Source organism: Terrabacter sp. Soil811 (genome assembly GCF_001429655.1).
Classification (GTDB): Bacteria; Actinomycetota; Actinomycetes; order Actinomycetales; family Dermatophilaceae; genus Terrabacter.
The window spans coordinates 241,633-254,990 of record NZ_LMSX01000007.1; the positions used below are offsets into that span (position 1 = coordinate 241,633).

At 70.8% G+C, this 13,358-nt stretch carries 8 protein-coding genes; 4 read left to right on the top strand and 4 right to left on the bottom strand.

Features of this window, described 5'->3' with window-relative positions; all coding sequences use genetic code 11:
- Window positions 1–123: 123 nt before the first annotated feature.
- Window positions 124–2,802: a PxKF domain-containing protein gene (locus ASH01_RS22910; RefSeq protein WP_156415497.1), complete on the top strand. Its 2,679-nt coding sequence runs from the start codon at window positions 124–126 to the stop codon at window positions 2,800–2,802.
- Window positions 2,803–2,875: 73 nt separating this feature from the next.
- Here the strand turns inward: ASH01_RS22910 and ASH01_RS08040 are convergent, their stop codons facing one another.
- Entirely contained in the window at window positions 2,876–4,063 is a 1,188-nt protein-coding gene (locus ASH01_RS08040) for a sensor histidine kinase (RefSeq protein ID WP_235509572.1), read from the bottom strand.
- Between the two features lie 62 nt (window positions 4,064–4,125).
- Window positions 4,126–4,797, bottom strand: a complete 672-nt coding sequence (locus tag ASH01_RS08045; RefSeq protein ID WP_056774000.1) for a response regulator transcription factor — start codon at window positions 4,795–4,797, stop codon at window positions 4,126–4,128.
- A 61-nt stretch (window positions 4,798–4,858) separates the two neighbouring features.
- Between ASH01_RS08045 and ASH01_RS08050 the strand changes: the two genes are divergently transcribed.
- The 3 genes from ASH01_RS08050 (at window position 4,859) to ASH01_RS08060 (ending at window position 10,749) form a co-directional block, all read left to right on the top strand.
- Window positions 4,859–6,319, top strand: a complete 1,461-nt coding sequence (locus tag ASH01_RS08050) for a ferredoxin reductase family protein (protein ID WP_056774003.1) — start codon at window positions 4,859–4,861, stop codon at window positions 6,317–6,319.
- Window positions 6,316–6,864, top strand: coding sequence for an FMN-binding protein (locus tag ASH01_RS08055; RefSeq protein ID WP_056774005.1), 549 nt, complete (start codon window positions 6,316–6,318; stop codon window positions 6,862–6,864). The genes ASH01_RS08050 and ASH01_RS08055 overlap by 4 nt, the downstream gene beginning before the upstream one ends.
- A 270-nt stretch (window positions 6,865–7,134) precedes the next feature.
- A complete protein-coding gene (locus tag ASH01_RS08060) occupies window positions 7,135–10,749 on the top strand; it encodes a S8 family serine peptidase (protein ID WP_082619602.1) in 3,615 nt (1,204 codons plus the stop codon).
- A gap of 169 nt (window positions 10,750–10,918) precedes the next feature.
- Here ASH01_RS08060 and ASH01_RS08065 read toward each other — a convergent pair whose 3' ends face one another.
- Together ASH01_RS08065 and ASH01_RS08070 are read right to left on the bottom strand one after the other, a co-directional pair.
- The gene (locus tag ASH01_RS08065) at window positions 10,919–11,590 is read right to left on the bottom strand and encodes a response regulator (protein ID WP_056774011.1); all 672 of its coding nucleotides are present in this window, start codon (window positions 11,588–11,590) and stop codon (window positions 10,919–10,921) included.
- Complete coding sequence (locus ASH01_RS08070; protein ID WP_327191914.1) at window positions 11,587–13,341, bottom strand: sensor histidine kinase; 1,755 nt, start codon at window positions 13,339–13,341, stop codon at window positions 11,587–11,589. Before ASH01_RS08070 ends, ASH01_RS08065 begins: the two co-directional genes overlap by 4 nt.
- Between the last annotated feature and the right edge of the window lie 17 nt (window positions 13,342–13,358).

Here is a 13,358-nt window from a genome sequence, read left to right on the forward strand (position 1 = left end):
CCAAAGGAACCCGGAAATGGGGATTCCGCAGACACATCGGTCGGGGCCGACCTAGTTTGTGCCTCACGTCGAGTCGCGGGGGCGAAGGTGTCGACGCTCTAAAGGGGAGAGGGACCCACCACCATGGCAACACGCCGACTTCTTGCTGCCCTAGCGGCAGCAATCACACTCACGGCCGCAGGCGCTCAAGCCGCACTGGCCGACGATGTCACCAACACTCTCGACGCGACGGTCGACTCCACTGCGGAGGTCATGACGCTCAACGCTGGCGGTGCCACTGGAAGCACGACGCTCGTTGTCAACCCGACCAACGGGGATGGCAAGAACGGCTGCAACCTGACGTCCTCGAGCACACTCGTGTTGTCGGTGAGCTCGAGCAGCGCAGCAGTGGCGGCGGTCTCGCCGTCCAGCGTGACCTTTGACAGTTGCGGTGCAGTACGGGTTCTCACCATTACACCCAAGATCGTCGGATCCACCACGGTTTCCTTGGGCCTCACGTCAAACAACACCGACGGAACCTTCAACTTGGTTCCCGCCACCTTCACCGTGAATGTCGCACCCGCGGCACCCTCCAACACGGCTCCCGTCGTCGCGGTCACGGGCGTCTCGGCCGGAGCCGACTACGAGTTCGGCAGCGTGCCCGTAGCTGCATGCTCGTTCACCGACCAGGAAGATCCGTCTCGAAGCTTCGCGGCGGACCTTTCGCCGATCTCCGGGCCCAACGCGAGCGAAGGCATCGGCAGCCAAACCGCCACCTGTAGCGCGTCCGACACCGGAGGCCTCGCTGCGACGGCCAGGTCGACCTACTCCATCGTTCCTGCCGCGACGACCACCACGGTGACTTGCTTGCCCGCGTCGGTCATCTACGACGGCACTGCGAAGAGCCCGTGCTCCGCGACGGTCACCGGGAACAGCCTCAGCGCGACCGTGCCGGTCACGTACTCGACTGACAACACCAGCGTTGGCACGGTCACGGCTTCGGCCACGTACGCCGGCACCGCGACCCAAAGGTCCAGCAACGGCAGTGCGACGTTCGCCATCACGAAGGCGTCGTCCACCACCTCCGTCACGTGCCCCAGCAGCACGCCGTGGACCGGTTCTCCCCTCACGCCGTGTTCCGTCGAGGTGACGGGGGCTGGCGGCCTTCACCTCACGCCTACGCCGTCCTACGCCGCCAACACGGCTGTCGGCACGGCGACAGCGACGTTCAGCTACGTCGGCGACACCAACCACACGGCCAGCAACGACTCCGCAGCCTTCGAGATCGTCCGCGCCGCGAGCCATGTTTCGATCACCTGCGAGCCGGCACAGGTCTACACCGGTCAACTCCTGTCGCCCTGCACGGCCACGGTGACATCCGCCGGTGGTTTCAGCCAGGACGTGCCAGTCTCCTACGGCAACAACACCGCGGCAGGCACGGCCTCTGCGTCGGCGTCGTTCTCCGGTGACGGGACACACGCCCCGGCCAGTGGCTCGACGACATTCGCCATCGACAAGGCTRACTCCTCGGTGACGATCATGTGCGACCCTGCCACGTACAACGGCGCTGCACTGCAGCCGTGCACGGCGACSGTTCACGGCGCCGGCGTCGTCACCGGCACAGCCACCGCGCAGTACACCGACAACACCAACGCCGGGACCGGCAGCGTCCGGGCAAGCTACGCCGGCGACGCCAACCACTACGACAGCTCCAAGACCGCGTCCTTCACCATCGACAAGGCTGAMTCCTYGGTGACAGTGACGTGCGCAGCAGGTCCGTACACCTACACCGGGACCGCGCAGACACCCTGCACCGCGACCGTCACCGGTGCGGGCGGCCTGTCCCAGGACCTCGACGTCGACTATGCCGACACGAACCTCAACGCCGGCACAGCCCGTGCCTACGCTGAGTACGAGGGCGACGCAAACCACACGGGCGACACGGACGACAAGTCCTTCGAGATCGGCAAGGCCACGCCCGTCGTAAGCCTGAGCTGCCCAATGGACGTCATCTACGACGGAGCAGCACACCCGTGCACCGCGGCGGTCCAAGGCGTCGGAACCGAACTCGCCAGCGCATCGGTCACGGTCGCGTACAAGCGCGGCGCATCCAGCACGAGCGACGTCACCAACTCTGGGACGCTCGATGTCAACGCGTCCTACGCGGGTGGCGACAACTACGCTGCGGCGAACCAGGCTGGAATGCTCGTCATCGGCAAAGCCACGCCCGTCGTGAACGTGGGCTGCCCCACTGGTGTCCTCTACGACGGAGCAGCACACCCGTGCACCGCCGCCGTGCAGGGCATCGGCACCGAGCTCGCCGGAGCCCCGGTCACAATGACGTACTCCCGTGGCGGGACCGTCACGACGGACGTGACAAGCGTCGGCACGGTCGCCGTGGTGGCGTCCTACGCCGGGGGCGCGAACTACACTCCCGCCAGCGAGACCGGCACGTTCACGATCGCCGCTTGGAGGACCCAGGGCTTCTACCAGCCTGTTGACATGGGCTCCACCGTTCTGAACACGGTCAAGGCCGGCTCGACCGTGCCGCTCAAGTTCGAACTTTTCAGCGGATCCACCGAGCTGACGAGCGTGTCGGCCGTGAAGTCGTTCGGTGCGAAGCAGATCATCTGCGGTACGACACCGGCTGAGGACGCGATCGAACTGACCACGACCGGCGGCACCAGCCTTCGCTACGACAGCACCGGTGGCCAGTTCATCCAGAACTGGCAGACGCCGAAGGCATCCGCAGGCACGTGCTACCAGGTCACCATGAGGGCCCAGGACGAGAGCACCATCACGGCATACTTCAAGCTGAAGTAGCCGGCGCAGCAGGGGAGGACGGGCGCACCACGACGACGTGGTGCGCCCGTTCTGCGTCTGCGCGGGATGCCCCTCAGTCGGGTGCGGCCGCTGGGATCAGCAGCGAGAAGGTCGCTCCCCCGCCAGGTGTCTCCGTCACATCGAGCCGGCCACCGTGTGACCGGACGATCTGCGTCACGAGCGCGAGACCGAGCCCGACGCGCCGCCCTCCAGAGCCGCCGTCACCGCGGGAGAAGCGGCGCGACAGGTGCTCGACATCAGCGGCATCGACCCCGTGACCGTGGTCGACGACGTCGACGCGGACCTGACCGTCCTCGACGCCCGAGCGCACCTCGACCTGGGTCCCCTTCTCGGAGTGGGCGATCGCGTTGTCGACGAGCGCCAGCACCGAGCGACGGAGGCTCGGCCTCACTCCCAGCACTGCGACCCCTCCAGCCCCGGCCACCTCGTCGACGAGCGTCACCCCGTGGTCCGCGGCATACGGCATGAGCGACGTGACGACCTCCGAGGCGAGGGCACCCAGGTCGACCCGCTCGGCCACCTCGTCGACGTGCTCGAGCTGCGCCGAGAGCAGCAGGTCGGAGACGACGTCGGCCATGGCCTGCGTGTCGTGGACGAGCTGGTCGACCTCGGCGAGCCGCCGCGCCGCCGCCGAGTCCCCGCCGCCAGCGACCGCAGCGTCCGCGGCGACATGTCGACGCAGCATCTGCGCCCGGGTGCTGATGACGGCAAGAGGCGTGCGCAGCTCGTGCGAGGCGTCGGCGACGAACTGGCGCTGCAGCTCCATCGCCTCGCCGAGCGGCCGCACCGCGCGCCGCCCCGCCAACAGCCCGGTCAGCGCCGCCAGGAGCACCCCCACCAGTCCGGCCGCCGCGGTCGACACGAGCAGCCGCTGCTCCTCGCCGGTGTGCAGGCGGATGTCGTAGACGGCGACGTAGCGCACGCCTTCGCGACGGTCGACCCAGGCGGGCCACGACCGCCCGTCAGCCGTGAGGCTCGTCGCGCCCGACACGTCCGGCCCCACGGCAGAGGCCGCGGCGGCCAGCTCGGGAGGCATCGACCGGGTCGCCTCGTGACCGGAGTCGGTCAGCTTGACGAGCCACGTGCCGGGCGGCGCGTCGACGACGTCGTCGGCCGTCCGGGCCGTCGTCTCGGTGCGCCCGCGGATCTCGGCGAGCTGCTGCCGGTCGAAGAGCACGGCCGTGCCAATGATGGCGAGCAGCACGACGAGGGCCGTGGTCGCACCGACGCGCAGAGCCACCGACCGCGATGCCCGTCGCAACGGGTCGCGCTCCCCCACGGCCGCCCGTGAGCGCCTCCCCATCAGGAGGCCCCGAGCCGGTAGCCGACGCCGTGCACGGTCTCGATGACGGACTTCCCGAGCTTGCGGCGCAGGTAGTAGACGTACGTGTCGACGGCGCCAAGCGTGTCGGCGTTGTCGAAGGCCGCGACGAGCAGCTCGTCCCGGGTGAAGACCCGCGTGGGCCGGCGCGCCAGCGTCTCGAGCAGGCGGGCCTCGCGGCCCGACAGCATGACCTCGCCGTCACCACCGACGAGCCGCTGCTCGGCGACGACGAGCCGTCGCTCACCGACGGCCAGCTCCCCGGCCGCACCACCCATCGGGCGCAGCAGGGCCCGCAGCCGCGCGAGCACCTCGTCGACGTCGAAGGGCTTGACGACGTAGTCCTGCGCCCCGGCATCGAGACCCTCGACGCGGTCGGCCACGGTCCCCCGCGCCGTGAGGAAGAGCACCGGCGCCGTCAGGCCCCGCGAGCGCAGGCGCGTCACGAGGTCGACCCCCTCGATGCCCGGCAGCCCACGGTCGACGACGAGCACGTCCCAGTCGTCGACGAGGCCACGGTGCAGGCCCGCCTGTCCGTCGCGGACGGCCGTGACGGCATACCCCTCCTCGCCGAGCAGCTCGGCGAGCATCTGCGAGAGGTCGGGGTCGTCCTCGACGAGGAGCAGCCGTGGGCGGATCGGCGACGCGGTCATGGCCCGAGCCTCCCTTTCGTGTCTCATAACTTTCTGAGATCGGCTGCCCACCATCGACTGTGTGAGCACCACCATCGCACCACACCGTGGGACCCCGAGCCGGGTCCGTCGAGCCCTGCGTGCCGGCGCGGACTTCCGCCGCTGGCAGGCCCGCACCGGCGACCTCCTCGAGACCCTGGCCATCGCGAGCCTGCTCGCCGTCGTGGCGCAGTTCCTCCTCGGCGGAGGCAGCCACGACCTCGTCGCGGGCACGAGCAGCACCACCCTCATCGCCGTCGGGCGCCTCACCGGCCTCGTCGCGATGGACCTGCTGCTCATCCAGCTGCTCCTCGCCGCCCGCGTGCCGTGGATCGACCGCGTCTACGGGATGGACCGGGCGCTCAAGGCGCACCGCATCCTCGGCCGCGTCACGGTGCCGCTCGTGCTCGTCCACGTCGGCGCCATCGTCATCGGCTACGCGGCGCGCGACGACCTGCACGGCCCGTTCGCTCCGGTCGTCGAGTCGTTCCGGCTCCTCACCGGTGGCAGCGACCTCCTCTTCGCCTTCATCGCCACCGCCCTGCTCGTCGTCATCGCGGTGACATCGGTCAGCATCGCCCGCCGGCGCCTGTCCTACGAGTGGTGGCACCTCGTGCACCTGACGGCGTATGCCGCCGTCGTCCTCGCGGTGCCGCACGAGCTGTCGATCGGCTCGGACTTCACCGCCTCGCAGTGGGTGCGCACCTACTGGTGGACCCTCTTCGTGATCGTCGCGGCGAGCGTCCTCTGGTGGCGCGTGCTCGTCCCCGTCGCCCGCAGCCTGCGCCACGACCTGCGCGTCACCGACGTCGTCGAGGAGGCCCCCGGCGTCTGGTCCGTGTGGATGAAGGGCCGTCACCTCGACCGGCTCCCGGTCCGCGCGGGGCAGTACCTCAACTGGCGCTTCGTCAGCCCGCGCCTGCTCGCGACCGCCCACCCGTGGTCGATCTCGAGCGCCCCCGACGGCCGCCGCCTGCGCATCACGGTGCGCGAGCTCGGTGACCACTCGAGCCGCCTGGCCCACCTGCGACCCGGCACGCGCGTCCTCTTCGAGGGCCCCTACGGCGCCTTCACCTCCCGCCAGCGCGTCCGCCGTCGCGTCCTGCTCCTCGCCGCCGGCATCGGTGTCACGCCGGTCCGCTCGATCCTCGAGGAGCTCGTGCGCCACGGCCACGCCGGCCCCGGCGACGTCACCGTCGTCTACCGCGCCAACGACGAGTCACAGCTCGCGCTGCGCGACGAGCTCGAGCACCTGACTGCGGTCGGCGGCCACCAGCTGCTCCTGCTCGTCGGCCCGCCCGTCGGCGGCTCCTGGCTGCCGCCCGACCACTCCGGCGGCCGGCCGGTCCCCGATGCCGAGCGCCTCGCCGAGCTCGTCCCCGACCTGCGCCGCCACGAGGCCTACCTCTGCGGCCCCGGCGGCTGGATGAACCTCGTCCACCGCAGCCTCCTCGAGGGCGGCATCCCCAAGGCCCACATCCACGACGAAAGGTTCTCCTGGTGAGGAAGGCAACGTCTGCCCTCGTCGGCCTGGCCGGCATCGTCACGCTGAGTGCGTCCTGGGCGACCGGGCTCGCACCGAAGCACGCCGCCGTCACGGGCGTCCACATCCTGTCGTCGGCCAAGGCCGGCACGCCCGTCGCCGCTGCGCCGCCGAAGCCGTCCGGCAGCTCGAAGGCCTCCGGCTCCAAGCCGACGGGCAGCTCGAAGACGTCGAGCGGATCGAAGACGTCGGTCGCCGCTCCCAAGGCCACCACTGCGGCACCCGCGTCCGGCACCGTCGACGGCGCCGTCGTCGGGACGCAGTACGGCTCCGTCCAGGTGCGGGTCAGCTTCACGGGCAAGAAGATCACCAACGTCCACGCCCTCCAGCTGACCGACAGCTCGCGCACGTCGGTGTCCATCAGCGCCGGCGCCGCCCCGACCCTGAGGCGCGAGGCGTTGGCGGCGCAGTCGGCGCAGATCGACGTCGTGAGCGGCGCGACCTACACGAGCGAGGCCTACCAGCAGAGCCTCCAGTCGGCGATCGACGCCGCCCACCTGGGCTGACGAGCCCCCTCGATCCGCACCCCGAGAGGGTGCCCGCGACGCGGCCCGCCGATCTTCCCCTGTGGTCGGCGGGCCGCACCTTTCCCCGCGTCGGACAGCACCCGGCACACACTCCCGACCGATGGCGTATGCCGTGTGCCGCGGTCCGCGTGCGGCGCGGGGTTCGCGAGCCGCTGCGGGTGCGTGCAGATGTCGGTGCATTCGAGGCATCCGGGACCTCGTGCTCTGTCATGATGCGCTCGCACCACCACTTCTCACAGGGGCTCCTCCATGTTCAGACGCCGGCCGTTGGCCGCTGCCCTGACGCTTGCGCTCGTCGCGCCCGTCACGGCCTTCGCCACCTCCCCCGCCGCGTCCGCGGCTCCGACCCCGACGGCGAAGAAGGTCGTGGCCAAGCACCTGCCGCGGCCCTCCCGCACCGGCGGCCACACCCGTGCCCACGACCCGCACACGGTCCTCGTCAAGTTCAAGACGACGGCGTCCAAGGCCAGCCGGGACCTGGCGCTCACGCGTCGAGGAGGACATGCCGGCGCGCAGCTCGGGGGCACGAGCTTCGTCAAGGTCACGACGAACGGTCGCGCCGAGGAGCTCGCGAGCAGGCTCGGCGCCGACCCGTCGGTCGCCGAGGTCACGCTCGACTACGTGCGCTCCGCCGCGGCCACGCCGAACGACCCGGCCTTCGGCTACGACCAGGACTACCTCAAGACCGTCCGCGTGCCGACCGCCTGGGATCGCTCGAAGGGCTCGCTCACCCAGATCGTCGCCGTCATCGACACCGGCGTCAACGGCAAGCACCCCGACCTCGTCGGCCGCACCGTTGCCGGCTACAACGCCATCAGGAACGTCGGCATCGCCGCCGGTGCCGCGAGCGACGACAACGGCCACGGCTCGATGGTCTCGGGCATCATCGCCGCCGCGACGAACAACGGTGTGGGCATCTCGGGCGTGGCCTGGAACGCCAAGATCATGCCGGTCAAGGTCCTTGACGGCACTGGCAACGGCACCGACTCGGACGTGGCCGAGGGCGTCAACTGGGCCGTCTCCCACGGCGCGAAGATCCTCAACCTCTCGCTCGGCGGAGACGGCGACAACCCGGCACTGCACGACGCCGTGAAGAATGCCGTCGCCAAGGGTGCCGTCGTCATCGTCGCCGCAGGCAACTGGGGTGACGACGTGCCGCAGTACCCCGCGGCCTATCCCGAGGCGATCGCCGTCGGCGCCACCGACTCGACCGGCGCCCTGACGGACTTCAGCAGCTACGGCCCGTGGATCGACGTTGCCGCCCCCGGATGGGGCATCCTGTCGACGCGCCTCGGCGACACGTACTACTTCGGCGACGGCACGTCGTTCTCCGCGCCGATCGTGGCCGGCGTCGCCACCCTGATCCGCACCCAGTCGCCGACCCTGACGCCGGCGCAGGTGCTCTCGCGGCTCAGGTCCACAGCGCGTGACGCCGGGCCCCGCGGCATCGACCCCTACTACGGTGCCGGCGTCGTCGACGCGACGAACGCGCTCGGCGGCGGCTGGGCCGCCGACTTCGCCCAGCCCGCCCCGCGGATCGGTGAGCCCAACGATGTGCCCGTGCGCGCCAAGACGCTGGACCAGGCCAACTACGGTCTCATCGACGTCGAGGGCGACGTCGACTGGTACCGCTTCACGCCCACGGCCCTGCGGGCGGCGAGCGTCACGGTAGGCCCCTCGTACAACAACGCCGACGACGCCCAGAACCTCGACCCCGTGCTCGCCGTCTACGACAAGAACCTCCGGCTCGTCGGGCAGGTCGACGCCAAGGGACCCGGCGAGAGCGAGACGCTGACGTTCCGACCATCAGGCGACGAGTACTTCTTCACGGTGCGCAACTTCAACGGCAACCGCACCGACGCGTCCTACGTCGTCGGCGTCGACTCCGCCCCCATCGGTGAGTTCGACCCGTCCGTCCTCTTCCCGGTCGCGTCCGTGGCCGGCGGCAACGCGGCACTGGGCGCCACCGCGGTCGGCGACCTCACGGGTGACGGCAGGGTCGACGCCGTGGCCACCGCGGCCGCGCCCGGCACCGGGGCGCAGCTCTACGTCTTCGCCCAGACCAGCTCGGGGACGTTCGGCGCCGCTCGCCCGTACGGGACCGTGGACTCCTCGCTCGCCCACAACGTGGTCGTCGCCGACGTCGACCGTGACGGACGCCGGGACGTCGTCGTCGCGACGGATCTCGGCGTTCAGGTTCTCCTGCAGACGGCAGCCGGCGACCTCGCACCCGCCACCCTCGTGCCTGGTACATCCGGCGTGACCTTCGTCGAGACCGCCGACCTCGACGGCGACGGTCGCACCGACCTCGTCACCTCCTCTCCTGCGGGCGTCACAGCGCTGGTGCAGCAGGTCGACGGGTCGTGGGCCGCCACGGTCGTCTCCGCCACTCACGCCACGGAGCTGGAGACCGGTGACCTCGACGGCGACGCACGCCCCGACGTGGCGGCCGTCGCGGCCGACGGCGTCCGCGTGCTGCACAACACGACCACTGGGTGGACGAGCACCACTCACGTCGCCGTCGCCGGCGCCGTCCACCGCGGCATCGAGGTGGCCGACGTCAACGGCGACTCGCGTGCGGACCTCGTGGTCAGCACCGGCGAGGTCGCACCCTCGTCGCAGATCGTCGTGCTGACGCAGACGAGCACGGGTCAGCTGGCCGACCCCGTCGTACGCAGCACCACCGACTGGCCGACTTCGGTCGAGTCCGGAGACGTCGACGGCAACGGGCGACCTGACGTCATCGCCCTCCACGAGAAGTGGGGCCACGTCACGGTCGAGTTCCAAGGGCAGGACGGCACTCTCGGCGCCACGGGCTATGGGCAGACCGACACGGTCCAGGACTTCGGTCCCGGGGCGCTGGCCGTCGGCGACGTCACCGGCGATGGCAGCCCCGATGCGGTCGTCGCGACCGACAGCGGCCTCCGCCTCGTCCGCAACGGCGGCGCCTCCACGCCGGGGACGACTCAGCTGTGGGTGAGGAGCACGTCGCCCAACGACTTCGGGTCGGGGATGACGCAGACCTACACGCCTACCGTGACGTTCGCCCGCGACGTCGTGCCCTCGAGCGTCACGACGTCGACGGTGCGGATCCTCAACGGCCGCAACGGATCCGCGGTCCCCGCCACGGTCAGCTACGACGCCGTGAAGCGCACCGCAACGGTCAGGCCGACGTCGCCGCTCTACGACGACGCCCCCTACCGGCTCACGGTCTCCGGCGTGAAGGACACGTCGGCAACGACGATGACGACGGCATACTCCTCGACGTTCCGCACGGTCGACGTGGCACCGAAGGGCGTCGGGGCGTTCAGGGCGACAGGCGCGCTGCGCGCGGCGACGCTGACCTGGACGGCGCCGGCGGTCAACGACCTCGACCGCTACATCGTCCGGATGGCCACGGGATCCACCCCGCCGGCGAACGTCACGGCCGGCACCGGCGTCTACTCGGGCACGGCGCTGAGCGCGAAGGTCAACCTCGCCCAGGGGACGACGTACAGCTTCCGCATCTGGGCCAAGGACCGCTCGGGCAGGTACAGCCCGGCATCGTCGGTCAAGCTCGTCGGCACCGCGGAGACCATCGGCTCCAGCACGACGTCGCTGACCAAGGGCCGCTTCGTCACGGTGAGCAGCAAGCTGACCCGCCGCGACACCGGTGGTCCGATCTCCGGCGTCCCGGTCCAGCTCTACTGGCGCAAGGTCGGCTCGACGACGTGGAACCTCACGGCCACGCGCACCTCGAGCTCCGTGGGCACGGTCTCCTACGCCCACGCCCCCAGCGCGTCGGTCGACTACATGTGGGTCTACCGCGGGTCGAGCGCCTACGTCGGCTCGAGCAGCGCACTGCGCCGGGTCACCGTCCGCTGACGCGCGGGAGTCCGCCCCGCCCCACTCGAGTGAGCGCCCAGCCCCACTCGAGTGAGCGCCCCGTCCCAGTCGAGTGGCCCCGTTCTCACTGCAGCTGCGTGAGAGCGGGGCCTTTCGACGGTGGGGTCAGTGCACGATCGGCCTGGCGGCTCGTGGTCGGCCGGCGCGGTCAGAGCCAGCGGTAGCGGCGCTCCGGGCGGCCAGTCGTGCCGTAGCGAAGGGTCACCTCGGCCTGGCCGAACGACACGAAGTGCTCGAGATAGCGACGGGCACTGACCCGCGAGATGCCCACGGCCTCAGCACATTCCGTCGCGGACAGCGTCTCGCGCGACTCGCGGAGCGCCTTCTCGACAGCCTCCGCCGTCTCGGCACTGAGGCCCTTCGGCAGCACGGCCACCGGACCGCGGCCGACCGGCTGCGAGGTGAACGCCGCGTCGATCTCCTCCTGCGTCAGGTCGTCGCTCAGGCCGCGGGCCCGCTCGGCGGCATACGTCCGCAGGCGTTGCTCGAGGTCGGCGAAGGCGAAGGGCTTGAGCAGGTAGCCGACGACGCCCTGCCGCACCGCGCCCCGCACCGCGTCGGCCTCCTTGGCCGCGGTGATGACGAGCACGTCGCAGGTGTGCCCGGCCGCGCGCAGGCGGGTGACGACGTCGAGCCCGAACGCGTCGGGGAGGTAGAGGTCGAGGAGCACGAGATCGGGCCGGAGCGACTCGACGAGGGCCACGGCCTCGTCGCCCGTCTGAGCCGTGCCGACGACCTCGAAGCCGTCGATCCGCTCGACGAAGCCACGGTGGATGCGAGCCACCATGAAGTCGTCGTCGACGACGAGCACCGTGGTCATCGCTTCTCCTCCGCGTGCCCGATGGCGGCCTCGACGGTGAGGCGGGCGACGAACTTCGCGCCCGTCGGGGTGTTCTCCACCTCGACCTCGCCGCCCCGACGTTGGCAGATCAGGCGCGTCAGCGCCAGCCCGATGCCACGCTCGCCCGCCCGGGCCGCCTTCGTCGTGTAGCCGTGGGTGAAGACCTCCGTCACGACCTCGGGCGCGATGCCCGGCCCCGAGTCGACGACGCTGACCTCGAGCGAGCTCGCGTCCTGGCGGATCGTCAGCTCGACCCACTTGTCCGGGCCGTCGGACGACGCCGCAGCGTCGATGGCGTTGTCGACGAGGTTGCCGACCACGGCGGCGACGTCGGCCGAGTCGCGCGGGCCGACGCGACCGAGGGACGTGTCGTCGGAGACCCGCAGCTCGACCCGCCGCTCGGTCGCCTGCGCGGCCTTGGCCATGACGAGCGCCGTGACGGCGGTGTCGCGGATGCGCCGCGAGACCGTGAGGTCGAGCTGGGCACGGTGCTCGCTCACGGCGTCGACGTAGCCGACGACCTCGTCGTACTCTCCGAGCTGGATGAGCCCCGAGATCGTGTGCAGCTGGTTGGCGAACTCGTGCGCCTGGGCCCGGAGCAGCTCGGTCGTGCTGCGGAACGAGCCGATCTCGCGCTCCAGGTCGGCGAGCTCGGTGCGGTCGCGCAGGGTCGTCACCGAGCCCAGCGGCCGGCCGTCCTTGCTGACCTCCATGCGGTTCATGACGAGGACCCGTCCGCGGCGCAGGACGACCTGGTCGCGAGGCCTCGTCCGGGCCCTGTCGCCCGCACCGTCGCCAGTCGCGTCATCCGCCTCGCCACCGTCGTCGGCCCCGACCACGGCATCCGAGGACTCGCTCTCGTCCGTCACCCCCCGGAGCACGTCACGCAGCCGTGGACCGATGGGGAGGTCGTCGAGACGCATTCCCACGGCGTGCTCCGGCAGATCGAGCAGACGCTGGGCGACGTTGTTGACCAAGGTGATCCGCTCGTTCGTGTCGAGCGCCACGACACCCTCGGCGAGCCCGAAGAGCATCGCCTCCCGACTCTCGGCGAGGCCCGTGATCTCGGCCGGCTCGAGCCCGAGCGTCTGCCGCTTGATGCGCCGGGCGAGCAGCCACGAGCCCACGCCTCCGAGCACGAGGGCGATGCCGAGGTAGGTCGGCAGGTAGGACGACGCACCTTGGAGGCGGTCGAGGGCGGACGGCATACGCACGGCGACCATGACGGTGCCGAGCTGGGCCCCCACCGGCAGCACAGCGGGGCCAGTCGCGGGCGGGTCGTAGAGAAGTGGGCTCTGCGCGACGAGCATCCGCTCGCCCTGGACGTCCATGACGCCCGTCCAGCTCGCCCCCTCACCGACGGCCGGCGCGCCGAGCGGGATGCGGGTCTTGTCGATCGTCGGGTCCGACGACACCCGGGCGACCTCGTCCGCGTCGGCCAAGGTCACCGATGTGACGTCGTACTGGGTCACGACGGACTGGGTGATGGTGGGCAGGACGTTGACGACGCCGCCTGGGCTCATCTCCGCGCGCACGATCGGGGTGCTGGCGACCTGCTCGGCGATAGCCGCGATGCGCCGGCCCTCGGTCCGGGTGAACGTCGACTCCGACTGCGCGAGGGACACGAGTGCGACGGTGACGAGCACACCGAGCAGGATGACCATCTGCACGACGAGCAGCTGCCCGGCGAGGGAGAGGCGACCGAAGCGGCCCGGTCTCTGCGTGACCAAAACGAACTCAACCTTCA

What these genes read in the sequence shown, in the direction of transcription:
- ASH01_RS08045 (WP_056774000.1), bottom strand. Translation starts at nt 4,797, where the DNA reads ATGACCGCGTCGCCGATCCGCCCACGGCTGCTCCTCGTCGAGGACGAC.
- ASH01_RS08060 (WP_082619602.1), top strand. Translation starts at nt 7,135, where the DNA reads ATGTTCAGACGCCGGCCGTTGGCCGCTGCCCTGACGCTTGCGCTCGTC.
- ASH01_RS08065 (WP_056774011.1), bottom strand. Translation starts at nt 11,590, where the DNA reads ATGACCACGGTGCTCGTCGTCGACGACGACTTCATGGTGGCTCGCATC.